This window comes from Streptococcus ratti FA-1 = DSM 20564, assembly GCF_000286075.1.
Lineage (GTDB): Bacteria > Bacillota > Bacilli > Lactobacillales > Streptococcaceae > Streptococcus > Streptococcus ratti.
Genome location: NZ_AJTZ01000005.1, coordinates 107,890 through 131,406 on the forward strand (window position 1 = coordinate 107,890; position 23,517 = coordinate 131,406).

Below are 23,517 nucleotides of genomic sequence, written 5' to 3' on the forward strand. Positions count from 1 at the left end.
TTGAGCACAGTTTATTACAGATAAAAATCGACAATAAACGACTGCGTCAAACAGCTGAGGCCGCATAAATTGAAAGAGTTTAAGACTTTTGTCCCAAACTCTTTTTTAGTATGAAGTTATAATCAGTTGGCAAGAAAGGCAGCAATAACAGTCGCTAGATAAAAGAAGAAGGTCAAAATGAAACCAGCCCGCCAAAAAAATTTGAAAAAGCGCCTGAAAGAAAAAGCTTTTCTTTTCCTGAGCTGCCGAATGGCTAGCGTCAAGGCCAGAATTGACATGGCCAGCAAATAATGCGGCAGAAAACTGTGGGTATAAAACTTAGCTGAGACCAGAACAATTTCTGCTGCAAAAAGCGGCAGTGCAAGATCAGCAAGATTCAGACCAAAGCGCCTTAAGTGGAAGGTTGACACAATAATATAAGAAAAAATTAAAGTTAAAAAGATAAAGGCTACAGCCATAAATTTGTACATAGTCATAATCTTATTTTATAACGATTTTATAAGAAAGTAAATGTCTGAATGCAAATAAAAATGCTTTGGCCTCACACCATTGACAAAGGTAGAGCAGAAAAGAAATTCCCTGTTTAAATATCTTGATTTTTGTCTAAAATGGTGTATAATAAGTAGGTATGCTGTAATGGCATATTTGTGGGAGGTAAAAATCTTTTAATTACCGAAAGAACCACAACAGGAGGATTTATACAATGGCTAAAAAAGTCGAAAACATCGTAAAACTTCAAATTCCTGCTGGTAAAGCAACACCAGCTCCGCCAGTTGGACCAGCACTTGGTCAAGCAGGAATCAACATCATGGGATTCACCAAAGAATTTAACGCTCGTACAGCTGATCAAGCTGGTATGATCATCCCAGTTGTTATCTCAGTTTATGAAGACAAATCATTTGATTTCGTAACAAAAACACCGCCAGCTGCCGTTCTTTTGAAAAAAGCTGCAGGTGTTGACAAAGGTTCTGGTGAACCTAACAAAACTAAAGTTGCTTCAGTAACGCGTGCGCAAGTACAAGAAATCGCTGAAACAAAAATGCCAGATTTGAACGCTGCAAACATTGAGTCTGCAATGCGTATGATTGAAGGTACTGCTCGTTCTATGGGATTCACTGTTACTGACTAATCAGTAGACACCCTTATTACCCGCAATAACTTCATCACAACCTGATGAGTGACGTGGGAGATGAAAATCGATATGACCACATTACAAGGAGAAGAAAAAATGGCTAAAAAAAGCAAACAATTACGTGCTGCTCTTGAAAAAATTGACAGCACAAAAGCATACAGCGTAGAAGAAGCTGTTGCACTCGCAAAAGAAACTAACTTCGCAAAATTTGATGCAACTGTAGAAGTTGCTTACAACCTTAACATTGATGTTAAGAAAGCTGACCAGCAAATCCGCGGTGCCATGGTATTGCCAAATGGTACTGGTAAAACGCAACGCGTTCTTGTTTTTGCTCGCGGTGCTAAGGCTGAAGAAGCTAAAGAAGCCGGTGCAGATTTCGTTGGTGAAGATGACCTCGTTCAAAAAATCAACGGCGGCTGGTTAGATTTTGATGTTGTTATTGCAACACCAGATATGATGGCAGTTGTTGGCCGCCTGGGACGTGTCCTTGGTCCGCGTAACTTGATGCCAAACCCTAAAACTGGTACAGTAACAATGGATGTTGCTAAGGCAGTTGAAGAGTCTAAAGGCGGAAAAATCACTTACCGTGCTGATAAAGCTGGTAACGTACAGGCTATCATCGGTAAAGTATCATTTGAGGCAGATAAACTGGTTGAAAACTTCAAAGCTTTCAACGATGTTATCGTAAAAGCTAAACCTGCTACTGCAAAAGGTACTTATATTACAAACCTTGCCCTTACAACAACTCAAGGACCTGGTATCAAAGTTGATGCAAACTCATTTTAAGCTAAAAAGATAAAATCCAAGGTACCAGCCTTGGATTTTTTGCTGCAATCAACCATAAAAATAGTTTTAAGGGAAAAGTCAATTCCCTTTAAAAAATAAAAGGGAACTGTACTATAAATTTTAATAGAAGTATGGTAAAATATTAGGGATAAAGTAAGGAGTACAGATAATGGTAAAACCTAAATATAATCGTGTATTGATTAAACTCTCTGGTGAAGCCTTAGCCGGAGAAAAAGGAGTTGGCATTGACATCCCAACTGTTCAGGCAATTGCTCAGGAAATCAAGGAAGTTCATGATTCCGGTGTTGAAATTGCTCTGGTTATTGGCGGCGGTAACCTTTGGAGAGGCGAACCTGCTTCTGAAGCAGGTATGGATCGTGTTCAGGCTGACTACACCGGAATGCTTGGTACGGTCATGAATGCTCTTGTCATGGCAGATGCTCTCCAGCATGTGGGAGTAGACACGCGTGTTCAGACGGCCATTGCCATGCAGCAAGTTGCAGAGCCATATATTCGCGGACGGGCACTGCGTCACCTCCAAAAGGGTCGTATTGTTATCTTTGCCGCGGGTGTTGGTTCTCCTTACTTCTCAACCGATACAACATCTGCCCTTCGCGCAGCAGAAATTGAAGCAGATGCCATTTTGATGGCTAAAAATGGTGTTGACGGAGTTTATAATGATGATCCCCGTAAAAATGCCGATGCTATCAAATTCAATGAGTTAACCCATATGGAAGTTCTCAAACGTGGACTTAAAATTATGGATTCAACAGCCAGCTCACTGTCAATGGACAATGACATTGACTTAGTTGTTTTCAATCTGAATGAATCAGGAAACATCAAACGTGTTATCTTTGGTGAGCAAATTGGAACAACTGTAACCAGCAAAATTTCTGATTCAGAATAATTGAACACGGCTACGACCCTGTCAAAAAGATAGCTTCTCCTAGAGTCCTTTGACTCTTGGTCGACCCTCCCTTTTTTGCTTTGTGTCGCTTATGCCTTAGTATCTTAATATAAGGAGAATATCAATGGCAAATGCTATTATAGAAAAAACTAAAGAAAGATTTGAACAGTCACACCAGTCTCTTGCGCGTGAATTCGGCAGCATCCGTGCTGGACGCGCTAATGCCAGCCTTTTAGACCGCATTGAAGTCGAATATTACGGGGCACCAACGCCTTTGAATCAGCTGGCTTCAATTACTGTCCCAGAAGCGCGTGTGCTTTTGGTTTCACCTTTTGATAAATCGTCATTAAAAGATATTGAACATGCCATCAATGCTTCAGATATTGGAATCAATCCAGCTAATGATGGCTCTGTTATTCGTTTGGTTATCCCAGCTTTGACCGAAGAAACGCGGAGAGACTTGGCTAAAGAAGTGAAAAAAGTTGGTGAAAATGCCAAGATTGCTATCCGTAATATCCGCCGTGATGCTATGGATGAAGCTAAGAAGCAAGAAAAGGCTAAGGAAATCACCGAAGATGAACTGAAATCTCTTGAAAAGGATATCCAAAAGGTAACAGACGATGCTGTCAAACACATTGATGACATGACAGCCAACAAGGAAAAAGAACTGCTTGAAGTCTAAAGTTTAATTTTTAAAAATCTGTCAGTTTTACTGGCTGATTTTCCTTGTTTTAAGTCTCTTAAACAGCAGCAAAGATATGGGGCAGGTGACACATCAAAACAGTTTTAGTTTTTGATCATGTTTCTGCTCCTATCTTTTCTTAAAAAGAAATGGGAATGATATGAATGAATTATTGGGAACTGTTATCACAGGCATGATAACAGATGAAAATGCTGCCTTTTACTTTATCCAAAAAGATGGTCTAACATTTGCACTTGATAAGGAAGAGGGCTCCCGTCAGCTAGGTGAAATGGTCACAGGTTTTGTCTACACAGATTTGCATCAAAAATCCCGTCTGACAACACTTATTCCAGCGGTAAGCCGAACGTCTTATGGCTGGGGTGTGGTGACAAATGTGCGCCGCGATCTCGGTGTGTTTGTAGATACAGGGATTCCTGACAAGGAAATTGTGGTTTCTTTGGATCTTTTGCCGGAATTGAAAGAATTGTGGCCTAAAAAAGGGGATAAATTGTATATTAAGCTTGATGTGGACAAAAAAGGCCGCATCTGGGGTATTCCTGCTGAACAAACGGTTTTTCAAAAATTAGCCGGTCCAGCTTATGATAATATGCAAAATCAAGACTTGCGAGCCATCGTTTATCGTCTAAAGCTGTCAGGTACCTTTGTTTACTTACCGGATAATAATATGCTGGGCTTTATCCATCCCAGTGAGCGCTATGCGGAACCTCGCTTGGGAGAAGAAGTAACAGCGCGTGTGATTGGCTATCGTCAGGTTGACCGCACTCTCAACCTTTCTTTGAAGCCTCGTTCCTTTGAGATGCTGGAAAATGATGCTCAGATGATTTTGGCTTATTTGGAGAGCAGCGGGGGTTTTATGACCTTGAATGATAAATCATCGCCAGATGACATCAAAGCGACCTTCGGTATTTCTAAAGGACAGTTCAAAAAAGCTCTCGGTGGGCTGATGAAGGCAAAGAAGATTAAGCAGGATAGCAACGGAACAGAGTTAATCAAGTAAGATTTCAGATGGGAGACTGGCAATGGCTTTGTGCTTTCAAGTGACCGTGGTCGGTCTTGTGATGAGTTTGGTGTTTAATGGTGCGCTTGCTAGGCTCTGGCTAGCTTATCCGACAGCAGTGACTGCCATGCTGCCCAAGCAAATACAGCAGCTCGCTCCCAAACCTGACTTGCTTCAGCGTAAGAAGATGAGAAAGCGGCTATTCTGGATTTATCTGTTGATCTTGGGTTTAGGCTTGGTAACGACCGCCTTTCTGCCCATCAGAGGCTTTCTTCCGCTATTTGTGACAGGTTATTGGCAGATGTTTCTGGTCAATTTGGGTGATCTCATCGGTCTGGATTGGCTTTTTCGCCAGAAAAAACTGTCTCAGCTGATGATTCCTGGAACAGAAGATTGTTCAGCTTGGCAGACCAAAATCTGGATGGTCAGTCTAGGCTTGCCAGAACACCTGCTATTATGGCCCTTAGTAGTTTGTCCGCTTGTGGGTCTACTCTATCAAGTTTTGCAATTCTTGTAAGAAGGATGATGGGGAAGCTTTTATATTAATCGAAGCAGAAATTATTTAAGCCTATATGTCCGGCCCTGTCTTACTTTTGCTTAAAAATGACAAGCAAGTCTCCTATATATGATAGGAAACTTGGTGGAGAAAATGACTGTTAGCAATTGCGCAGCCATCAGGGCTATCTGTCCCATTTCTTTTAAATAATTTAGGTCATCTTTATTGACCAGCGCCTTTGACCATGCCATAATGGGTTTATCTTAAACCAGTAGGAGGATTTTTATGATTTATCAAACAATTGCAACTAACAGTCAGGGGCTTAGGGGAAAATTGGACTTTTCTGACCATGCCTCCATTGAAACGCAGCATCCTCTTGATAAGGGAGACGGCTTCAATCCTGAACAATTGATGTCCAGCGCTTGGGCAACCTGCCTTAATGCAACTATTGAATCCCTTTTAGAAGCTCAGGGAAAATCTCATTATTCATCAAAAACAGAAGTAACTGCGACGTTAAATAAAGAAACCACTAAGCCGGGATATTATTTTTCTTTAGATGCAAGGGTGACCATTGAGGGGATGATACTGGCGCAGGCAGAAAAAATTGTTGAGGAAGCGCACCAGCGCTGTCCGGTCTCAAAACTTATCCAGCAATCGCCAACAATAACTCTTCAGGTGGAAAACGGAAGAGATTAGGTTTAAAAAATATTAGCCGTGCGGCAGTGATTAAAAAGATTTGTTCAACTTGGCAGGTCAATGGTAAATACTGCTGCAATAAAGGCTGAAAGGCATGTCGTGAACGTGCTTTTCCTTGCTATTGAAATATGATAGTCAGACTGAGCTGGAAAAATTCAGTTTGGTTTTTGATATCAGATAGTTAAATTTTTGTTATTTTGTTATAATGATGGGAGTTAAACAAGGAGAGAAGAATGCAGAAAGCAATTTTCGCAGGCGGCTGTTTTTGGTGTATGGTCCAGCCTTTTGAAGAACAAGACGGTATTTTGTCTGTCCGGTCAGGCTATACAGGCGGTCATGTGCCTAATCCGACTTATGAGCAGGTTTGCAGTCATACAACTGGACATACGGAAGCTGTAGAAATTATCTTTGATGAGAATAAGATTTCTTATGCTGATCTTGTGGAGCTTTACTGGCGGCAGACTGATCCGACCGATGCTTTTGGACAATTTGAGGATCGCGGTGACAACTATCGCCCTGTAATCTTTTATGCTAATGACCAGCAGCGGGAAATTGCGGAGCAGTCTAAGGCAAAATTGCAGGCATCCAACTACTTTGATAAACCTATTGTAACAACGATTGAAGCAGCGCAGCCTTTTTATGAAGCAGAGACTTACCATCAGGCTTTCTATCGGAAAAATCCTAAACGCTATGCGCAAAGCAGTGCTGTTCGCCATCAATTTTTAAAGGAGAACTGGTCATGAGGAAATCATTTTATACTTGGCTGATGACACAGCGCAATGCCAAAAGTCAGGAGCCTGCTGCTATTTTAGCAGACTTGGTTTTTGAGGATACTACCTTTCCCAAGCATACGGACAGTTTTGAAACAGTCAGCCGGTATTTGGAAGATGAGGCGAACTTTTCCTTTAATCTGAGTGAATTTGACAAGATTTGGGAGGATTATCTGGCACATTAAAAGTCACGCGGTCAGCGTGATTTTTTGATATAATAATATCAAAAGTAAGAAGATGAACAGGGCTGCATGTCACTATGTATCAGCTTTAGCTGAAAAGAGCAATTTGATATGCTCCCTAAAAAATATAAAAAAGGAGCTGCTTTTGCAAGATTATTCTGTTGATATTAGCTTAAACCATCCCGACGATATGATGAATCTTTTTGGTTCCAATGAGCGTCACCTAAAGCTCATTGAGGAGCATCTCGGGGTCATCATTCATGCCAGAACCGAGCGGGTGCAGATTCTTGGAGACAGTGAGGAGGCAGTTAACTTAGCCCGCCTGACCATTGAAGCCCTGCTTGTTTTGGTTAAACGAGGCATGATTATCAATACTTCAGATGTGGTAACAGCCCTCTCTATGGCTCAAAACGGTAGTATTGATAAATTTGTGGCCCTCTATGAAGAGGAAATTATTAGGGATTCTTATGGCAAGCCTATTCGTGTTAAAACACTGGGACAGAAGGTTTATGTGGACAGCGTTAAGAATCATGATATTGTTTTTGGCATAGGTCCTGCCGGAACAGGGAAAACTTTTCTAGCTGTCACGCTGGCTATAACCGCTTTAAAAAGAGGTCAGGTCAAGCGCATTATTTTAACGCGTCCGGCTGTTGAAGCAGGCGAAAGCCTTGGATTTTTGCCGGGTGATTTGAGAGAAAAGGTTGATCCTTACCTGCGTCCTGTTTATGATGCCCTCTATCAAATTCTGGGGAAAGAGCAGACTGCACGGCTCATGGAGCGTGAAATCATTGAAATTGCGCCTTTGGCTTACATGCGCGGACGGACCTTGGATGACGCCTTTGTCATCTTGGACGAAGCGCAAAATACGACCATCATGCAGATGAAAATGTTCCTGACCCGCCTTGGCTTTAATTCCAAAATGATTGTCAATGGGGATATTAGTCAGATTGATTTGCCCCGTAATGTGAAGTCCGGTTTGATTGATGCTTCAGAAAAACTAAAGAATATTAAACAGATTGATTTTGTTTATCTGTCAGCTAAGGATGTGGTCAGACACCCTGTAGTTGCTGAGATTATCAATGCTTATGAAAATTCAACCGACAGGGAGCGCAGCTATTTTCCAAAAGAAGAAAAATCAGGCCTGACCAGCTACGAAACCATTGGTGAGCCAGCCCAAGAGCCAGCAGATGACCAAGGCAGCTCTCTTAGCTAGTCTGAACAAACTGCCCACGACTGAACTTGAGCATATTCGCTTGCAGAAGAACTTATCTTTGAGAGAGGGAAAGTGGGCTAAAAAACGTATCCAAAGACCTGAGGCAAAGTGTGATTGTCGGGGGAAAAATATCTATGTGACTGCTGCATCAAAACTGCAGGCAGCAAAGACGTCATAAAGCCCAGCAGGGCTTTTCTTTAGAAAGCAGGGGCTTTATGGTATAATAAAGTAATAAGATTAGAAGAGCAGGAAGGATAAGGCTGGTTTGTGCCTAGGAGCAGACACAAATGTGAACGCTTGGAATTTAGATTAGTTAAGGGTAAGCTTTAATCGCGGTTTTAAAGAAAACTGCTGCTTTGCTCTTTTATTTTAAGATTTGACAGTACTTAGCCTGCGTCAGATGATTGATCTGCAGCTGAGTGGCTTGATTATTTTGTTTTAACTGTCTAAATTTCTGCTGCATCAGGCCTTTTACATTAGACATGTATGTTGAAATGATTGATGAAACTGGTCAAGTTTCTGAAGAAATTAAGAAGCAAACCTTGGATTTATTGGAGTTTGCAGCTCAAAAGATTGGTAAGGAAAACAAGGAAATGGCGGTGACTTTCGTTACTAATGAGCGCAGCCATGAACTTAATCTAGCCTATCGTGACACCGACCGCCCAACGGATGTTATTAGTTTAGAGTATAAGCCAGAAGTTCCTTTTTCTTTTAATGAGGAAGACCTGAAAGACAATCCTGAACTAGCAGAGATGATGGATGAGTTTGACAGCTATATCGGTGAATTATTTATTTCGGTCGATAAGGCTGAGGAACAAGCTAACGACTACGGCCACAGCTTTGAGCGTGAGATGGGCTTTTTAGCGGTGCACGGTTTTTTGCATATCAATGGTTATGACCATTATAGTCCCCAAGAAGAAGAAGAAATGTTCAGCCTACAGGAAGAGATATTGAATGCCTATGGACTTAAGAGATAATAAACAAAGCCAAAAAAAATGGAAAAACAGAACCCTAACTTCCAGTCTTGAATTCGCTCTGACGGGAATTTTTTCGGCTTTTAGGGAAGAGCGCAATATGAAAAAGCATGCGGTATCAGCTGTTTTAGCTGTTATTGCAGGCTTTGTCTTTAAAGTGTCAGTCATAGAATGGCTTTTTCTTTTACTAAGTATTTTTTTGGTTATAACCTTTGAAATTGTGAACTCGGCTATTGAAAATGTTGTTGATTTGGCCAGTGATTATCACTTTTCCATGCTGGCTAAGAATGCTAAGGATATGGCAGCTGGCGCTGTCTTGATGATTTCGGGCTTTGCGGCTTTAACCGGCTTGATTATTTTTGTGCCAAAGATTATTGATTTGATTTTTGGCTAATGGCAGAGCTGGGAAAAACAGCGGTGTGAGTTTATCTTGTCAGATCATTTGACCAATAGCCTTAAACTGGGCTGACATACAGTCCAAAAGTAATAGAAAAAGTAAAAAAGAAAGGAATGGACGCGTTCCGCGTTTCGAAATGAACACGGACTAAAAACTGCGAAAAACAACTGTTTGGAGAATCAGGAAGTTCTACTGGCTGTTTAGTTTTACCTTGCTTTTAGCGTCCTCTGTATTTTATGTTTAAATCAGGCTTTGTGGCCATTTTAGGCCGTCCTAATGTTGGTAAATCAACATTTCTCAACCATGTCATGGGGCAGAAAATCGCCATCATGAGCGATAAAGCCCAGACAACGCGCAATAAGATTATGGGAATCTACACGACTAAGACCGAGCAGATTGTCTTTATTGACACTCCGGGAATTCATAAGCCTAAAACAGCTCTAGGGGATTTCATGGTGGAGTCGGCTTATTCGACCCTGCGTGAAGTGGAGACCGTCCTTTTTATGGTGCCGGCTGATGAGGAGCGCGGCAAGGGTGATAATATGATCATGGAGCGCCTTAAAGCGGCTAAGATTCCTGTTATTCTGGTAATCAACAAGATCGATAAGGTTCATCCCGATCAGCTTTTGGAAAAAATTGAGGATTTCCGCTCCCAGATGGACTTTAAGGAAATTGTTCCGATTTCAGCTCTTCAGGGCAATAATGTGGAAACTCTGATGACCATTCTCAAGGACAACCTAGAGGAAGGCTTCCAGTATTTCCCTGAAGACCAAATTACTGACCATCCGGAACGTTTTTTGGTGTCTGAAATGATTCGCGAAAAAATCCTAAAACTGACTGAGCAAGAGGTTCCCCACTCCGTTGCCGTTGTTATTGAATCTATGAAGCGAGATGAAGAGACCGATAAGGTCCATATCCGTGCGACCATCATGGTGGAACGTGACAGCCAAAAAGGGATTATCATCGGTAAGCAAGGAGCTATGCTCAAGAAAATCGGTAAGATGGCTCGCCGTGACATCGAACTCATGCTGGGGGACAAGGTCTACCTCGAAACTTGGGTCAAGGTCAAGAAAAATTGGCGGGATAAAAAGCTGGATTTGGCTGACTTTGGTTATAATAAGAAAGAGTATTAAAAAGAAGTCATCACCCTAAAAGCAAAAAGCAGGTGCTGTTGAAACCAAGAACAGGTACTGACTTTGAATATGAGAGATCGAATTGGGCTGATGAAACCTTTAATCACTATCTAAAGGCAGGTTGATAGGAATGAAACAGCTATTTGTTAAAGAAATTGGGCAGCAAAATGCACAGACGATTGTCTTCTTGCACGCCTCTGGTTCCAGCAGTCGAATGTGGCAGCATCACATCCGTGCTCTTGAGAAAGATTTTCATTGTATCGTTATTGACTTACCTGGACATGGAGCCAGCCGTGATGTAGAATGGACAAGTTTTGATGATGTGACAGAAATGATTGTGGCGATTATCAAAAGCAGAGCTCACGGCAGGCCGCACCTTGTTGGTCTGTCATTGGGAGGCAGTCTCATTCTCAAATTGCTGGAAAGTCATTCGGATGCAGTTGATAGGGTGATTGTTGACGGTGCCTGTCACCACCCCATAAAAGGCTATCGCAAAGTCATTGCCATGGTCTATGTCATGTCGCTGTTTAAAAACACGAAAATAGTTGCTCATTTGATGACCAAGATGATGCAGGATGACGGGGCTTCTGAAGAGGATTGCCGAGGTTTTGTTGCTGATTTGCAGAGAGCATCCAGCAAATCATTTCGCCGAGCGATGTCTCAGGCTAACGTGTTAAATGTTGGCTTGTTCTTTGCTAATCCTGCTTTCTTTGTTTCAGGCGGCAAAGAATCTGAGACTATTCATGCGGCCCATCAGCTATTAGCTAAGAAAAATACAGACAGTCAATGTGCCTATTATCCTGATAAAGGTCATGCTTGGTTATTTAGTGATATTGATACCCATATTCAGTTGGTCAGGTATTTTTTACAGGGCACCGCTTTTCCAGAGAAATTGAGACATTTTGCTGATTAAGTGTATGTAAAATAACATTTATAGCTGGGCAGACCCCAGCTTTTGCCATAAAGGAGGTAGCGGTATGACTTATTTAGATATGTTAGTAGAAAGTGTTGACCGTGCACAGGAGCGGTTTGAGCGTTTATTTGACGGCGTAAGAGCTGATGAAGCTAATCGCTTTCCGGCTGCAGAAGTTTCAGGTCAAATTAAATCTATGACTTGGCTGGCTTGGCATACGGCGCGTGAAATGGATCTGCAGATTTCTGATTTAGCAGATAGGGAACCTATCTGGTTTAGCCAGGGCTGGAAAGAAAAGTTTCATTTGGACTTGCCCGATGATACGCCAGATTGGCGGCATTCCTTGGATGAAGCTCAAAAAGTTCAGGTGGATGACTTGAGTCTTGTGCTGGGCTATCTAGATGCAGCTGCCAATCTTGCTAAAGACTATCTTAAGTCACTTGATGAAGACAGCCTCGATGATATTGTGGACGACTCTTGGACGCCTGCGGTCACTCGCGGTGCCCGTTTGGTATCTATCATTGATGATGCGGCCATGCATTCAGGTCAGGTCATCTATGCTAGGCGCTTGCTGGGTTTGAAGGATTAGTTTTTAGGAAAATAGCAGAGCGGTAAGAATGTTTAGAAAAAGGAGAAAGCATGCCCGAATTGCCAGAAGTTGAAACGGTCAGGCGCGGCTTAGAACGGCTAGTTGTCGGTAAAAAGATTGTCGCTGTTGAGGTACGTGTGCCCAAGATGGTTAAGACGGACTTGGAAATCTTCAAGCTTGATCTTCTAGGACAGGAAATTAAAGCCATGCGTCGTCGTGGGAAATATTTGATTTTTGATTTAGGCGCTCAAGTGCTGATTTCTCATTTGCGAATGGAAGGCAAGTACTTACTTTTTCCTGAAGCAGTACCTGAAAATAAGCACTTCCACCTTTTCTTTGCCTTGGATGATGGGTCAACGCTTGTCTATCAGGATGTCCGTAAGTTTGGAACCTTTGAACTGCTGGCAAAATCAGAAGAAGAGGCTTATTTTATCAAAAAGAAAATAGGACCTGAGCCAAGCAAAAAAGACTTTAAACTGGCGCCTTTTGAGCGGGCTGTCTTGTCTTCTCATAAGCCTATCAAGCCGCTGCTTTTGGAGCAAAAATTAGTTGCCGGTCTAGGCAATATTTATGCCGATGAGGTGCTCTGGGCAGCCAAGGTCTATCCGGAACGATTGGCTGACAGTCTCAAAAAAGCTGAAATCAAGCGAATCCATGATGAAACCATTAACATTTTGCAGCTGGGCATTGAAAAGGGCGGATCAACCATTCGTACCTATCGCAATGCCCTAGGTGAAGATGGTACCATGCAGCAGTATTTGCAGGTTTACGGCGAATCGGGTGAGCCTTGTCCGCGCTGTGGAGCAGAAATTCAGAAAATCAAAGTAGGAGGACGCGGGACGCATTTTTGCCCGTCCTGCCAAAAACGATGACAAAGATTATTGGAATTACAGGCGGCATTGCCTCGGGAAAATCCACTGTCGCTGAGTACATTCGCCGAGCTGGCTACAAGGTCATAGACGCTGATCAGGTCGTGCATGAGCTGCAAAAAAAGGGAGGCAGACTCTATCAGGCCCTCATTCTTGCCTTTGGGACAGAGATTTTAGCGGCTGATGGGGAGCTGGACAGACCTAAATTAGCTCAGCTGATTTTTTCTAGCAAGGAAAATCAGGAAAAATCTGCCAAACTGCAAAATCGGATTATCCGTGAGGAATTGGCAGGCAGGCGTGATGCTTTGGCTGCTAAAGAGTCTATCTTTTTTATGGATATTCCGCTTTTGCTGGAGCTGGACTATCAGGACTGGTTTGATGAAATCTGGCTGGTCTATGTAGATGAGGAAAAGCAGTTAGAGCGCTTGATGAAGCGCAATCACTACAGTCTTGATGAGGCTGCTAAACGGCTGGCTGCCCAGATGCCCTTGCAGAATAAAAAGAAATTTGCTCAGGTTATTATTGACAATAATGGCAGTCCGAAAGAGACTCTGCAGCAGCTCCAGCTGCAGTTAAAACGTTTAGCAGATGGTTGATTGAAAGGAAAAAGCAATGGATGAAAATTATTTTGAAGACAATCGTGTCAACTGGAATGACCGTGCCCGTCTGCATCAAGAGTCAGGCTACGGAATTGACAAGCTCTTAGAAGACAAAAGTTATATCACGCCCGAGGTAGCTCAGGATAAGGATTTAATAGGAGATCTGACAGGTAAAGATGTTGTGCATCTCCAGTGCCATCTAGGGACAGATACTATTAGCTTGGCACGTCTAGGAGCTGAGCGTCTCGTCGGTCTAGACCTTTCTGATGAATCTTTAAAGCGTGCTAAAGAGCTAGCTGAAAAGGCCAATGCCAATATTGAATTTATAGAAGCAAATGTCTATGATGCTAGGTCAGCCATTGAGGGAGACTTTGATTTGGTGTATACGTCCTTGGGTGTCTTGTGCTGGCTGCCAGACATTGCTGCTTGGGGCAGAGTCGTTGCCAGCCTTTTGAAACCCGGCGGCAAATTTATCATTCGTGATGACCATCCCATGTTTATGACCATTGGTGAGGATATCAGTCAAGGCTTTAAAATTGAACAGCCTTATTTTGAACAGACAGAGCCTATGACTTGGGAAGACGAAGGATCTTATATTGAAGCAGATGAGTCTTCAGAAAAAATCCAGCATCCGCGCAATCACCAGTGGAACCATGCACTCAGTGAAATCATTATGGCCTTGATTGAAGCAGGTTTGCAGATTGATGTGGTTGATGAAAGTCAGCAATCCGCTTGGAATATCTGGCCGGATTTGATGGAAGAGCGTTCAGGCAGCTATGTCCTCAAAAAGGGTTCTCAAAATCTGCCCTTACAGTTTCTCATTGCCGCTCATAAGCCTAAAGCCTAGTCTTAACCGGCTGTGAAGGGAAATAAAAACAGTTTCAGATGAGACGGATTGCTAAGCAAAAAATCCCTTTTGTGCTATAATAATGAAGCAGTTTAGAGAAGGAAGATGATGAATTATAGAAGCGCATAGTATTGTGACTGTCAATTGGCGGCAGAATATGAGAGTCGCTTGGTTTGGTAATTTTTTGACTGGAGCAAGTTTTTCACTGGTTATGCCTTTCATGGCACTTTTTGTGGAAGAGTTAGGTGCTGATCCGAGCAGAGTGGAATTCTATGCAGGTCTGTCAGTCTCACTGTCAGCTCTGGCTTCAGCCTTGGTTGCTCCTATTTGGGGAAAGCTGGCTGACCGCTATGGGCGTAAACCCATGATGATTCGGGCCAGTCTGGTTATGGCCTTTACCATGGGAGGATTAGCCTTTGTTCCCAATGTCTTTTGGCTCTTGACCTTAAGGCTCATCAATGGAGCCTTTGCAGGCTATGTGCCTAATTCTACAGCCTTAATTGCAGGGCAGGCCCCGCAGGAAAAACTAGGCTATGCACTGGGAACCTTAGCAACAGGAGTTACGGCTGGTAGCTTGATTGGCCCTCTTTTGGGCGGTTATTTTGCCGATCTTCTGGGCATTCGCAATCTCTTTCTTTTTGTCGGCAGTTTGCTTTTGCTGCTAAATTTTATGACCATCTTTTTGATTAAGGAGGATTTTACACCGGTTAAAAGAAGCGATGAACTGCCAACCAAAGATTTACTAAAGCAAATTAAAAACCGTCAGGTCATGGTGGGGCTTTTTGTGACCAGCATGATTATTCAAATTTCAGCTCAGTCCATTGCACCGATTCTGACACTTTATATCCGTCATCTGGGACAGACCGAAAACCTCATGTTTGTATCGGGTTTAATAGTGTCCAGCATGGGATTTTCCAGCATGATATCTAGCTCTTTTCTGGGAAAAATCGGGGATAACATCGGTAACCACCGTCTCTTGCTGGCAGCTCTTTTTTACAGTTTTTGTATGTATATTTCTTTTGCCCATGCAAAAACACCTCTGCAATTAGGGCTGCTTCGCTTCATGTACGGTTTTGGAACAGGGGCTTTGATGCCCAGTGTTAACTCTCTCTTAACCAAGATTACTCCTAAGGCAGGAATTTCTCGTATTTTTAGCTACAATCAGATGTTTACCTATATGGGACAGGTCATCGGACCTTTTATTGGGTCAAGCGTAGCTGCAGGACTGGGCTATCATTGGGTCTTTTATGTGACCAGTGCCATCGTTTTTGTTAATTTCTCTTGGAGCCTAATCAATTTTAGACATTATTTGAAAGTTAAGGAAATTTAGTGCGTATTAAAATTCATTTACAATGTTCAAGCTGCGGCAGCAAGAATTATCTGACCAGCAAAAATAAGCAAAATCACCCTGAAAAAATTCAAGTGCTTAAGTATTGTCCCAAGGAAAGAAAAGTAACTCTGCATGTTGAATCTTAACAGGAAATATGTTAGAATGGCTAAGATGACAGTGGAGGAAGTAGGTACATGTACAACTTTTTATTAACAGCACTTCTGGTCTTATCTTTTATTTTGATAATTGCGATTTTTATGCAGCCGCAAAAAAATCCTAGCAGCAATGTTTTTGATAACAGCGGATCGGAAGCTTTGTTTGAACGTACGAAAGCTCGGGGCTTTGAAGCCTTTATGCAGCGCTTTACAGCGGTTCTAGTCTTCTTTTGGCTGGCAATTGCCTTGGCGCTTGCGATTTTATCAAGTAAATAAAAAGTGAGCTTGACCTAGTCTGGCTTATTTTTTTTGAAACAAATGATCAAGGAAAGAATATGAAAGAAAAAATTATTAATTATTTGCAGGAGAAGGGCAAATCAAGCGTTGATGACCTAGCCAGCAGCCTAAATATGGCCGGTGCTAAAAAATTCCCTTCGCTGATTAAGGAGATTTCCAGTCTCGAAAGCAAGGGAAAGCTGCGCTTTGAACGAGATGGAACCATCTCACTGAGGAAAAAAATAGAAAAGAAAGACCAGATTACCGTTAAGGGAATTTTTCGGGCTAACAAGGCGGGCTTTGGCTTTGTGACTGTTGATGAGGCAGAAGAGGATCTTTTTGTTGGCCGAAACGATACCGGTTATGCCATTGACGGCGATACGGTTGAGGTGGTCATTAAAAAGGTGGCTAACCATCTTAAAGGCACGGCAGCAGAAGCGCGTGTGGTTAAAATTGCTGAGCACGGCTTGAAAACTGTTGTCGGCCGCTTTGTTTTAGATGATGAAAAACCTCATTATGCTGGTTATATCAAAAGTAAAAATCAAAAAATCAGCCAAAAAATTTACATCAAAAAAGAACCCATTGTTTTAGATGGTACTGAAATTATCAAGGTTGCTATTGATAAGTACCCTACACGGGGTCATGATTATTTTGTTGCCAGTGTCCGTGATATTGTGGGCCATCAAGATGATGTTGGCATAGATGTTTTGGAAATTTTAGAGTCCATGGATATTGTGTCAGCATTTCCTGATGCTGTTTTAGCAGAAGCTGAGGCTATTGCTGAAACGCCAAGCAGCAAAGATTTTATTGGGCGCCTTGATCTGCGCGATGAGATCACTTTTACCATTGACGGGGCTGATGCTAAGGATTTAGATGATGCCGTTCATGTCAAATTATTAGACAATGGTAATTTTGAGCTGGGTGTTCATATTGCTGATGTTTCTTATTATGTTAAGGAAGGCTCTGCTTTGGATCGCGAAGCCTTGGCCAGAGGAACCAGTGTCTATGTGACAGACCGAGTGGTTCCTATGCTGCCTGAGCGGCTGTCAAACGGTATCTGCTCTCTCAATACTAATCTTGACCGCCTGACTCAGTCAGCCATTATGGAAATTGATAAACAAGGGCATGTTGTCAGCCACCAAATCACCCAGACAGTCATCAAGACAGCCTTTCGCATGACTTACAGCGATGTCAATCAGATTATTAGCGGTGATGCAGAGTTGATGGAGAAATACGATAAGATTGTACCTTCTATCCATTATATGGTGACCCTGCATAAGATTTTAGAGAAAATGCGTGAGAAGCGCGGAGCTCTTAACTTTGATACCTCAGAAGCTAAAATTTTGGTCAATGATAAAGGAGCTCCTCTGGATGTTGTGTTGCGTCAGCGCGGGATTGCCGAGCGCATGATTGAATCTTTTATGCTGGCTGCCAATGAATGCGTGGCTGAGCATTTTGCTAAGAAAGAGCTGCCTTTTATCTATCGGATTCACGAAGAACCCAAGGCTGAAAAGATACAGCAGTTTATGGATTATGCCAGTATTTTTGGTGTCAGCATCCGGGGTACCGCTAATAAAATCAGTCAGGCAGCCCTGCAGGATTTCATGAAAAAAATAGAAGGTCAGCCCGGCAGTGAAGTGCTCTCAATGATGCTGCTGAGGTCTATGCAGCAGGCACGGTATTCAGAGTACAATCACGGCCATTATGGCTTGGCAGCTGAATTTTATACGCATTTTACCAGTCCGATTCGCCGCTATCCCGACCTTTTGGTACACCGCCTGGTGCGCGAATATGACAAACCAAATGCTGAAAAAATAGAGCATTTTGCTGAGCGGATTCCTGAAATTGCAGCCCAAAGCAGCAGTTTGGAACGCCGGGCGGTCGATGCTGAACGAGCTGTTGAGGCCATGAAAAAAGCTGAGTACATGGAAAATTATCTGGGACAAGAATTTGAAGGCGTCGTATCCAGTGTTGTCAAATTTGGTCTCTTTGTCGAGCTGCCAAATACTATTGAAGGTCTGATCCATGTGACGACTTTGCCGGAATTCTATCATTTTAATGAACGCAGCCTCAGTCTTCAAGGGGAAAAATCCGGTACCGTTTTCCGTGTTGGCCAGAAAATAAAAGTAAAACTGACGAGGGCTGACAAAGCAACTGGCGATATAGATTTTGAATATATGCCCAGCGGTGATGATGTTATTGAGAAGGTTTCACAGGCGAAAAAGAATAAGCCGCGGCGTTCACGCCCAAGTGGCGACAGCAGCTCAAAAACAGGTAAGCGTAGCAAAAAATCGGCTCTTTTACAAAAGAAATCAAAAAAGAAAAAGCCTTTTTACAAAGAGGCAGTGAAGAAAGGAGGTAAGCATGGCAAAGGGGCAGGGAAACGTCGTCGCACAAAATAAGAAAGCCAGGCACGATTATGAGATTTTAGAAACTTACGAGGCCGGACTTGTACTGACGGGAACCGAAATCAAAAGTGTGCGGGCAGCCAGAATAACGCTTAAAGACGGTTTTGCTCAGATCAAAAACGGTGAGGCTTGGTTAAATAATGTCCATATAACGCCTTATGAGCAGGGCAACATTTGGAATCAGGATCCTGACCGTACGCGCAAGCTCCTGCTGAAAAAGAAAGAGATTGCCAAGCTGGAAAATGAACTGAAAGGCTCAGGGATGACTTTGGTTCCTCTTAAGGTCTATCTCAAGAATGGCTTTGCCAAGGTTTTGCTGGGTCTGGCAAAAGGGAAACACGATTATGATAAGCGCGAATCTATCAAGCGCCGCGAGCAGGATCGAGACATTAAACGGCAAATGAAACAGTTTAACAGGAGATAAGAATAAAATGAGGCTGGGCAAAAATGCCCAGCCTCATCAATTAGAGTTCGTTTTAACATCATAAGGCAGTGGTTGGGAGAAACTCTGTTAGCTTTAGCTAACCTAGAGTTTCCCCTGCACAGTTCATTAGGCACTTTAGTGCCTATGAACCATTGTTGAATGGCAGTTTCGTTCGCGTTTTACGCTCTTGAGCTGACCTATTCAACTGTACGGGGGTGGGAGTGAAACGGTCTGGGGAAAGACCGTTTCAGGTCACCGCCTAGAAATTAGGGAGCGGTGAGAACCAAAATTTTCAATTTTTGGCTTCTTTCCCACTCCCATTTTTGTTATGATTTATTTTTCTTGGAATTGGCTAAGGCGAATAACTTCAATCTTATAGCCATCAGGGTCTGTGATGAAATAGTAAGTTTTTGGTCTGCCGGGAAGGCCGGAGAGCTCAGTCACTGTGTAGCCGGCTTCTTTATGAGCCTTATGGGTGGCTTCCAAATCATCAACACCGACAGCGATATGACCATAGCCGTTGCCCAAATCATAAGCCTCATGGCCATAGTTATAGGTCAGTTCTAACTCATAATCAGGATCATCTTCCAAGGCCATGTAAACCAGAGTAAATTTGTGATCGGGAAAGTCTCTGCGGCGGGCTTCTTTAAAGCCCAGTGCTTCTTGATAGAATTTAAGTGAAGCGTCTAAATCCTTAACGCGGATGCAGGTATGTAAAAATTTCATAAGTAGTTCCTTTCTTTAACTAAGGGGTAAGCTGTTTTAGCCAAACAGAAGAATCCAGTTACTTAGGCCAAGTAATGACTTCTTTTCGCGCTTTACGGCTGCGCGGGTGTTTAGGATCGCGCAAGCGATAGCCAAAGGAAATCATATTGGCGATGCCTTCGGTTTGAGGGTTAATAAGACCGGCCTGACTTAAGATATGATTAGCCTTATCATAATCAAATCCTTCGATTGGACAGGAGTCAATGCCAATCATGCTGGCAGCTGTCATCATATTGCCCATGGCAATGTAAGTCTGCTTAGCAGCCCAGTCAAACAAAGCCCGCTCGCTGTCTAGCTTCAAATCACTTTCCTGAAAAGACTGATAGAGCTTAAGGCGAGAATTCAAATCTTCTCCATCCTTTATTCCGCGGCGGATCAGGCTTTGACGAACATTTTCTGAATCATAGCGGACGTCTTTGCTGGCTATAGCCAGCACAAAATGACTGGCTGTCTCCAGCTGGTACTTAGCTCCCCAGGCAATTTCCTTGAGCTGTTTTTTGACAGCTTCATCTTCTAAAACAATAAAACGCCAAGGTTCAAGGCCGATAGAAGACGGGCTTAGCCAGGCCGTATCAAGGATGAATTCCATATCGTCTTTGGGAATCTTTTGGTCATTGTAGACCCGCACGGCAACGCGGCGATCAAAAGCCTGACGGACTTGTTTTTTAATGTCTTCTTTAGTCATGGTGAAATGCTCCTTATTTTGATAAACTTATCATATCATAATTTATAAAAAAGAGGAAAAAGATGACAATTTTAGCCTTAGATTTTGGCGGAACTCAGCTTAAGTCTGCCTTGATTAGTGATGATTTAGAAAAGATTGATCCTTTACCGATACAGGCTTCGCCACAGGACATGGAAAGCTGTCTGACTTTGATAGACAGTATTGTTACCCCGCATTTGGCAAAAATAGCAGGGATTGCTGTCAGTGCTCCGGGGACTGTTGATAGCGAAAAAGGGATTATCTATTATGGCGGAGTCCTGCGATTTTTACATGAATTTCATGTCAAAAGTGTTTTGGAGGCAAAATATGGCAAGCCTGTTGCTGCCATTAATGATGGCAAGGCTGCGGCTCTGGCAGAATTAGCCAAGGGTAATCTAAAGGGCATTCAAAACGGACTGGCTCTGATTTTGGGAACTGGTCTAGGCGGCGGTATCATTATCAATGGTCAGCTTTATCAAGGATCGCATTTTCAAGCTGGAGAATTAACCTTTTTATTGCCAGATAAAGAGAAAAATCAGATAGGAGACATGAAGGGCATCCAAGTGTCAGCTGTCGGTCTTATTGAAAAAATAGCAGAAGTTTTAAAACTTGCTGATAAACAGGACGGCAGAGCTGCTTTTCATTACATTGAACAAAAAGATGCCCGTATCTACTCTCTTTTTGAAACCTATTGCCGCCACGTAGCCCATCTTATTCTTAATTTGCAAACCATTCTTGATGTGGAATGCTGTGTTATCGGCGGCGGTATCAGTACTCAGCCCGTGCTGCTTGAAGAAATTAACAGACAGTTCGACCTTTTGCATGCTCAAGTAGATCCTGTTAGGCTGATTGTTGAGCGCCCGCAAATCTTAGCCTGTCAGTTTTTCAATGATGCCAATCTTTTAGGAGCAGCTTATTTTTTAACAAAATCTGTTTAAAATTTCCTTATGCCTTAAGGAAATCTTCTCTATTTTAATTTTGAAAGCGTTTGTTAAAATGAAAGTAGAAAAACAAGGAGGTAGAAGTATGTCTAAATTACCTGAGCATTTTCTTTGGGGCGGTGCGGTGGCCGCCCACCAGTTGGAGGGTGGCTGGCAGGAAGGCGGCAAGGGAATTTCTGTTGCTGATGTCATGACAGCAGGCCGACACGGCATTCCGCGGGAAATCACAGACGGTGTCCTGCCGGGAAAATATTATCCCAATCATGAAGCCATTGATTTTTATCATCACTACAAGGAAGACATTAAACTCTTTGCAGAGATGGGCTTTAAATGTTTCCGAACGTCAATCGCTTGGACCCGTATTTTTCCTAAAGGTGATGAGGCAGAACCTAACGAAGCTGGACTTCAATTCTATGATGACCTTTTTGATGAATGCTTGAAATACGGGATTGAACCGGTTGTGACTCTGTCGCATTTTGAATTGCCTTATCATCTGGTGACCGAATACGGCGGCTTTACCAACCGCAAAGTCATTGATTTCTTTGTGCGTTTTGCAGAAGTTTGCTTCCGTCGATATAAGGATAAGGTCAAATACTGGATGACCTTCAATGAAATCAATAACCAAGCCAATTATCAGGAAGACTTTGCACCCTTTACCAATTCAGGCATTGTTTACAAAGAGGGGGATGATCGCGAAGCAATCATGTACCAAGCTGCTCATTATGAATTAGTAGCTTCCGCGCGTGCCGTAAAAATTGGCCATGAGATTAATCCTAGTCTCCAAATCGGCTGTATGATTGCCATGTGCCCGATCTATCCGGCAACCTGTAAGCCAGCTGATGTGCTGATGGCGCAAAAAGCTATGCAAAAACGTTATTATTTTGCAGATGTGCATGTGCATGGTTTTTACCCAAATCATATTTTCAAGTATTGGGAACGCAAAGGCATCAAGGTTGATTTTACTGAAGAAGATAAAAAAGACTTGCTGGCTGGCACAGTTGATTATATCGGCTTTAGCTATTACATGTCCTTTGCTATTGACTCACACCGTGACAATAATCCTCATTTTGATTATTTGGAAACAGAAGACCTAGTGAAAAATCCTTATGTCAAAGCTTCCGATTGGGACTGGCAGATAGATCCCGAAGGCCTGCGCTATGCTCTCAACTGGTTTACTGATATGTACCACCTGCCGCTCTTTATCGTAGAAAATGGCTTTGGGGCTATTGACCAAGTGGCAGAAGATGGTCTGGTGCACGATGATTATCGGATTGACTATCTGTCAGCTCATATTAAGGAAATGATTAAGGCTGTTGATGAAGATGGTGTTGATCTCATGGGCTATACGCCTTGGGGCTGTATTGACCTTGTCTCAGCGGGCACAGGTGAAATGCGGAAACGCTACGGCTTCATCTATGTAGATAAGCATGATGACGGCTCAGGAACTTATGCCCGTTCACAGAAACTGTCCTTTGATTGGTACAAGAAAGTTATTGCTTCAAACGGGGAAATTCTTTAATTGACTGATGACCCTTACAAGCTTTTAATCTCCTAGTTTGTAGTGGTTTTCTCTATGCTCATTTTATCTTAGGAAAATATCACAAAGATATATAATAATCTCATAAAAAAGGTCTAGAAAATAGTGATATATCAAGGCTGATAAGCTTTCTTTAGAAAGTGAGGAGAATTCTATGTTGGTCATTATTGAAGCAATAGTTACTGTTTTTGTGGCAGTTTTACTGACTGCTTTTGTCGTTTGGTTCTTCTTTGGCAGGAATCAATCAGAGTCAAATTTCAAGGAAGTTGTCTATATCATCCACTTTAAATCAGATATTCCGGATATTAGTAAAAACGCTAAAATTATGGATAAGGTGGCTATTATAGAAAATACAGCTGACGGATATGTTGTTCACAGCTCAATCAATGATAGTAAGCTGCACCAGCTTATCACTCAGGAATACGCATTAGAGCCAAAACAAGTTTATGTTCATTCTAAGATTTTTGCGGCAATGCCCCTGTAAGAACGTGATAGCGAAAAAACAAGCCTACTGCTTGTTTCAGAGTGTAGACAAACACATTTTTCAATGCAAACATGCTTTGAAGTTCTTCAACTATCGATTAAATGGCTTTGGTTTGCGAGCGAAGCGAGCCTTAATCCGAGACTTTCCGCCGTGATAAAAGTGGCAGAACCCCCCTTGTTTCTGCCACTCGGAAGATTTGAGACCTTAGGCTCAAATCTTAGGCATGGAATTCCGAAGGAAGTCGCTGCCGTCCGCATCACCTAAGGAAAGTCTCATAAAAGACTTTGTCTT

General features: G+C 42.5%; 29 protein-coding genes. 26 read left to right on the forward strand and 3 right to left on the reverse strand.

All coding sequences use genetic code 11. From position 1 onward, the window contains the following. Positions 1-122: 122 nt before the first annotated feature. Positions 123-476, reverse strand: a complete 354-nt coding sequence (locus SRA_RS02525; protein ID WP_126417912.1) for a DUF3397 family protein — start codon at positions 474-476, stop codon at positions 123-125. A 227-nt stretch (positions 477-703) separates the two neighbouring features. On the opposite strand from SRA_RS02525, the gene rplK reads away from it, so the two are divergent. From rplK to smpB, 23 genes are all read left to right on the forward strand, one after another. Then, positions 704-1,129: a 50S ribosomal protein L11 gene (gene rplK / locus SRA_RS02530; protein ID WP_003087294.1), complete on the forward strand. Its 426-nt coding sequence runs from the start codon at positions 704-706 to the stop codon at positions 1,127-1,129. A 99-nt stretch (positions 1,130-1,228) separates the two neighbouring features. Continuing rightward, positions 1,229-1,918 (forward strand): 50S ribosomal protein L1, encoded by a 690-nt coding sequence (gene rplA / locus SRA_RS02535; RefSeq protein WP_003087295.1) that lies wholly within the window; start codon positions 1,229-1,231, stop codon positions 1,916-1,918. 169 nt (positions 1,919-2,087) lie between these two features. Beyond that, entirely contained in the window at positions 2,088-2,825 is a 738-nt protein-coding gene (gene pyrH / locus SRA_RS02540; RefSeq protein WP_003087296.1) for a UMP kinase, read from the forward strand. A 124-nt stretch (positions 2,826-2,949) separates the two neighbouring features. Beyond that, positions 2,950-3,507, forward strand: a complete 558-nt coding sequence (gene frr / locus SRA_RS02545) for a ribosome recycling factor (protein WP_003087297.1) — start codon at positions 2,950-2,952, stop codon at positions 3,505-3,507. Positions 3,508-3,667: 160 nt separating this feature from the next. Then, positions 3,668-4,525, forward strand: a complete 858-nt coding sequence (locus SRA_RS02550; protein ID WP_003087299.1) for a CvfB family protein — start codon at positions 3,668-3,670, stop codon at positions 4,523-4,525. A 22-nt stretch (positions 4,526-4,547) separates the two neighbouring features. Further along, the gene (locus tag SRA_RS02555; protein WP_003087300.1) at positions 4,548-5,042 is read left to right on the forward strand and encodes a hypothetical protein; all 495 of its coding nucleotides are present in this window, start codon (positions 4,548-4,550) and stop codon (positions 5,040-5,042) included. A gap of 264 nt (positions 5,043-5,306) precedes the next feature. Continuing rightward, a complete protein-coding gene (locus SRA_RS02560; protein WP_003087302.1) occupies positions 5,307-5,717 on the forward strand; it encodes an OsmC family protein in 411 nt (136 codons plus the stop codon). Between the two features lie 233 nt (positions 5,718-5,950). Then, a complete protein-coding gene (gene msrA / locus SRA_RS02565; protein ID WP_003087304.1) occupies positions 5,951-6,460 on the forward strand; it encodes a peptide-methionine (S)-S-oxide reductase MsrA in 510 nt (169 codons plus the stop codon). After that, positions 6,457-6,672 (forward strand): YozE family protein, encoded by a 216-nt coding sequence (locus SRA_RS02570; RefSeq protein ID WP_003087305.1) that lies wholly within the window; start codon positions 6,457-6,459, stop codon positions 6,670-6,672. Before msrA ends, SRA_RS02570 begins: the two co-directional genes overlap by 4 nt. Before the next feature lie 142 nt (positions 6,673-6,814). Further along, on the forward strand, positions 6,815-7,882 hold the full coding sequence (locus SRA_RS02575) for a PhoH family protein (RefSeq protein ID WP_003091434.1): 1,068 nt from the start codon (positions 6,815-6,817) through the stop codon (positions 7,880-7,882). Between the two features lie 482 nt (positions 7,883-8,364). After that, a complete protein-coding gene (gene ybeY, locus SRA_RS02585) occupies positions 8,365-8,859 on the forward strand; it encodes an rRNA maturation RNase YbeY (protein WP_003087312.1) in 495 nt (164 codons plus the stop codon). Next, positions 8,843-9,250 (forward strand): diacylglycerol kinase, encoded by a 408-nt coding sequence (gene dagK / locus SRA_RS02590; RefSeq protein ID WP_003087316.1) that lies wholly within the window; start codon positions 8,843-8,845, stop codon positions 9,248-9,250. Before ybeY ends, dagK begins: the two co-directional genes overlap by 17 nt. A 239-nt stretch (positions 9,251-9,489) precedes the next feature. Beyond that, positions 9,490-10,386 carry a GTPase Era gene (era, locus tag SRA_RS02595; protein ID WP_003087317.1) on the forward strand — a complete coding sequence of 299 codons (897 nt, stop codon included), beginning with the start codon at positions 9,490-9,492 and terminating at the stop codon, positions 10,384-10,386. A gap of 130 nt (positions 10,387-10,516) precedes the next feature. Further along, positions 10,517-11,299 carry an alpha/beta fold hydrolase gene (locus tag SRA_RS02600; RefSeq protein ID WP_003087320.1) on the forward strand — a complete coding sequence of 261 codons (783 nt, stop codon included), beginning with the start codon at positions 10,517-10,519 and terminating at the stop codon, positions 11,297-11,299. Positions 11,300-11,363: 64 nt separating this feature from the next. After that, the gene (locus SRA_RS02605; protein WP_003087321.1) at positions 11,364-11,888 is read left to right on the forward strand and encodes a mycothiol transferase; all 525 of its coding nucleotides are present in this window, start codon (positions 11,364-11,366) and stop codon (positions 11,886-11,888) included. 50 nt (positions 11,889-11,938) lie between these two features. After that, a complete protein-coding gene (mutM, locus tag SRA_RS02610; RefSeq protein ID WP_003087323.1) occupies positions 11,939-12,760 on the forward strand; it encodes a DNA-formamidopyrimidine glycosylase in 822 nt (273 codons plus the stop codon). Continuing rightward, positions 12,757-13,353 (forward strand): dephospho-CoA kinase, encoded by a 597-nt coding sequence (coaE, locus tag SRA_RS02615; RefSeq protein ID WP_037611447.1) that lies wholly within the window; start codon positions 12,757-12,759, stop codon positions 13,351-13,353. The genes mutM and coaE overlap by 4 nt, the downstream gene beginning before the upstream one ends. A gap of 16 nt (positions 13,354-13,369) precedes the next feature. Next, positions 13,370-14,203: a class I SAM-dependent methyltransferase gene (locus SRA_RS02620; protein WP_003087327.1), complete on the forward strand. Its 834-nt coding sequence runs from the start codon at positions 13,370-13,372 to the stop codon at positions 14,201-14,203. A gap of 157 nt (positions 14,204-14,360) precedes the next feature. Then, positions 14,361-15,533, forward strand: a complete 1,173-nt coding sequence (locus SRA_RS02625) for a multidrug efflux MFS transporter (protein WP_003087329.1) — start codon at positions 14,361-14,363, stop codon at positions 15,531-15,533. Next, positions 15,533-15,679 carry a 50S ribosomal protein L33 gene (rpmG, locus tag SRA_RS02630; protein ID WP_003087331.1) on the forward strand — a complete coding sequence of 49 codons (147 nt, stop codon included), beginning with the start codon at positions 15,533-15,535 and terminating at the stop codon, positions 15,677-15,679. The genes SRA_RS02625 and rpmG overlap by 1 nt, the downstream gene beginning before the upstream one ends. 48 nt (positions 15,680-15,727) lie before the next feature. After that, a complete protein-coding gene (secG, locus tag SRA_RS02635; RefSeq protein WP_003087333.1) occupies positions 15,728-15,964 on the forward strand; it encodes a preprotein translocase subunit SecG in 237 nt (78 codons plus the stop codon). A 59-nt stretch (positions 15,965-16,023) separates the two neighbouring features. Further along, positions 16,024-18,366: a ribonuclease R gene (rnr, locus tag SRA_RS02640; RefSeq protein ID WP_003087334.1), complete on the forward strand. Its 2,343-nt coding sequence runs from the start codon at positions 16,024-16,026 to the stop codon at positions 18,364-18,366. Further along, a complete protein-coding gene (gene smpB, locus SRA_RS02645) occupies positions 18,329-18,796 on the forward strand; it encodes an SsrA-binding protein SmpB (RefSeq protein ID WP_003087335.1) in 468 nt (155 codons plus the stop codon). The genes rnr and smpB overlap by 38 nt, the downstream gene beginning before the upstream one ends. A 333-nt stretch (positions 18,797-19,129) precedes the next feature. Here smpB and gloA read toward each other — a convergent pair whose 3' ends face one another. Both gloA and SRA_RS02655 read right to left on the reverse strand, forming a co-directional pair. Further along, a complete protein-coding gene (gene gloA / locus SRA_RS02650) occupies positions 19,130-19,522 on the reverse strand; it encodes a lactoylglutathione lyase (RefSeq protein WP_003087336.1) in 393 nt (130 codons plus the stop codon). A gap of 58 nt (positions 19,523-19,580) precedes the next feature. Beyond that, positions 19,581-20,246 (reverse strand): NAD(P)H-dependent oxidoreductase, encoded by a 666-nt coding sequence (locus tag SRA_RS02655; protein WP_003087337.1) that lies wholly within the window; start codon positions 20,244-20,246, stop codon positions 19,581-19,583. 62 nt (positions 20,247-20,308) lie between these two features. Here SRA_RS02655 and SRA_RS02660 point away from each other — a divergent pair, with 62 nt between their 5' ends. The 3 genes from SRA_RS02660 to SRA_RS02670 all read left to right on the forward strand — a co-directional run bounded on the left by SRA_RS02660 (position 20,309) and on the right by SRA_RS02670 (position 23,226). Then, positions 20,309-21,202: an ROK family protein gene (locus SRA_RS02660; RefSeq protein ID WP_003087338.1), complete on the forward strand. Its 894-nt coding sequence runs from the start codon at positions 20,309-20,311 to the stop codon at positions 21,200-21,202. 88 nt (positions 21,203-21,290) lie between these two features. Next, positions 21,291-22,724, forward strand: coding sequence for a 6-phospho-beta-glucosidase (locus SRA_RS02665; protein WP_003087339.1), 1,434 nt, complete (start codon positions 21,291-21,293; stop codon positions 22,722-22,724). Between the two features lie 172 nt (positions 22,725-22,896). Next, positions 22,897-23,226: a hypothetical protein gene (locus SRA_RS02670; RefSeq protein WP_003087340.1), complete on the forward strand. Its 330-nt coding sequence runs from the start codon at positions 22,897-22,899 to the stop codon at positions 23,224-23,226. Positions 23,227-23,517: the final 291 nt, after the last annotated feature.

Coding starts and splice junctions, on each gene's coding strand:
- pyrH (WP_003087296.1), top strand. CDS start 2,088: ATGGTAAAACCTAAATATAATCGTGTATTGATTAAACTCTCTGGTGAA.
- rplA (WP_003087295.1), top strand. CDS start 1,229: ATGGCTAAAAAAAGCAAACAATTACGTGCTGCTCTTGAAAAAATTGAC.
- SRA_RS02655 (WP_003087337.1), bottom strand. CDS start 20,246: ATGACTAAAGAAGACATTAAAAAACAAGTCCGTCAGGCTTTTGATCGC.
- coaE (WP_037611447.1), top strand. CDS start 12,757: ATGACAAAGATTATTGGAATTACAGGCGGCATTGCCTCGGGAAAATCC.
- SRA_RS02600 (WP_003087320.1), top strand. CDS start 10,517: ATGAAACAGCTATTTGTTAAAGAAATTGGGCAGCAAAATGCACAGACG.
- rnr (WP_003087334.1), top strand. CDS start 16,024: ATGAAAGAAAAAATTATTAATTATTTGCAGGAGAAGGGCAAATCAAGC.
- gloA (WP_003087336.1), bottom strand. CDS start 19,522: ATGAAATTTTTACATACCTGCATCCGCGTTAAGGATTTAGACGCTTCA.
- SRA_RS02525 (WP_126417912.1), bottom strand. CDS start 476: ATGACTATGTACAAATTTATGGCTGTAGCCTTTATCTTTTTAACTTTA.
- SRA_RS02570 (WP_003087305.1), top strand. CDS start 6,457: ATGAGGAAATCATTTTATACTTGGCTGATGACACAGCGCAATGCCAAA.
- SRA_RS02605 (WP_003087321.1), top strand. CDS start 11,364: ATGACTTATTTAGATATGTTAGTAGAAAGTGTTGACCGTGCACAGGAG.
- SRA_RS02560 (WP_003087302.1), top strand. CDS start 5,307: ATGATTTATCAAACAATTGCAACTAACAGTCAGGGGCTTAGGGGAAAA.
- smpB (WP_003087335.1), top strand. CDS start 18,329: ATGGCAAAGGGGCAGGGAAACGTCGTCGCACAAAATAAGAAAGCCAGG.
- SRA_RS02660 (WP_003087338.1), top strand. CDS start 20,309: ATGACAATTTTAGCCTTAGATTTTGGCGGAACTCAGCTTAAGTCTGCC.
- SRA_RS02625 (WP_003087329.1), top strand. CDS start 14,361: ATGAGAGTCGCTTGGTTTGGTAATTTTTTGACTGGAGCAAGTTTTTCA.
- mutM (WP_003087323.1), top strand. CDS start 11,939: ATGCCCGAATTGCCAGAAGTTGAAACGGTCAGGCGCGGCTTAGAACGG.
- dagK (WP_003087316.1), top strand. CDS start 8,843: ATGGACTTAAGAGATAATAAACAAAGCCAAAAAAAATGGAAAAACAGA.
- SRA_RS02665 (WP_003087339.1), top strand. CDS start 21,291: ATGTCTAAATTACCTGAGCATTTTCTTTGGGGCGGTGCGGTGGCCGCC.
- SRA_RS02550 (WP_003087299.1), top strand. CDS start 3,668: ATGAATGAATTATTGGGAACTGTTATCACAGGCATGATAACAGATGAA.
- SRA_RS02670 (WP_003087340.1), top strand. CDS start 22,897: ATGTTGGTCATTATTGAAGCAATAGTTACTGTTTTTGTGGCAGTTTTA.
- frr (WP_003087297.1), top strand. CDS start 2,950: ATGGCAAATGCTATTATAGAAAAAACTAAAGAAAGATTTGAACAGTCA.
- secG (WP_003087333.1), top strand. CDS start 15,728: ATGTACAACTTTTTATTAACAGCACTTCTGGTCTTATCTTTTATTTTG.
- era (WP_003087317.1), top strand. CDS start 9,490: ATGTTTAAATCAGGCTTTGTGGCCATTTTAGGCCGTCCTAATGTTGGT.
- SRA_RS02555 (WP_003087300.1), top strand. CDS start 4,548: ATGGCTTTGTGCTTTCAAGTGACCGTGGTCGGTCTTGTGATGAGTTTG.
- ybeY (WP_003087312.1), top strand. CDS start 8,365: ATGTATGTTGAAATGATTGATGAAACTGGTCAAGTTTCTGAAGAAATT.
- SRA_RS02620 (WP_003087327.1), top strand. CDS start 13,370: ATGGATGAAAATTATTTTGAAGACAATCGTGTCAACTGGAATGACCGT.
- rplK (WP_003087294.1), top strand. CDS start 704: ATGGCTAAAAAAGTCGAAAACATCGTAAAACTTCAAATTCCTGCTGGT.
- msrA (WP_003087304.1), top strand. CDS start 5,951: ATGCAGAAAGCAATTTTCGCAGGCGGCTGTTTTTGGTGTATGGTCCAG.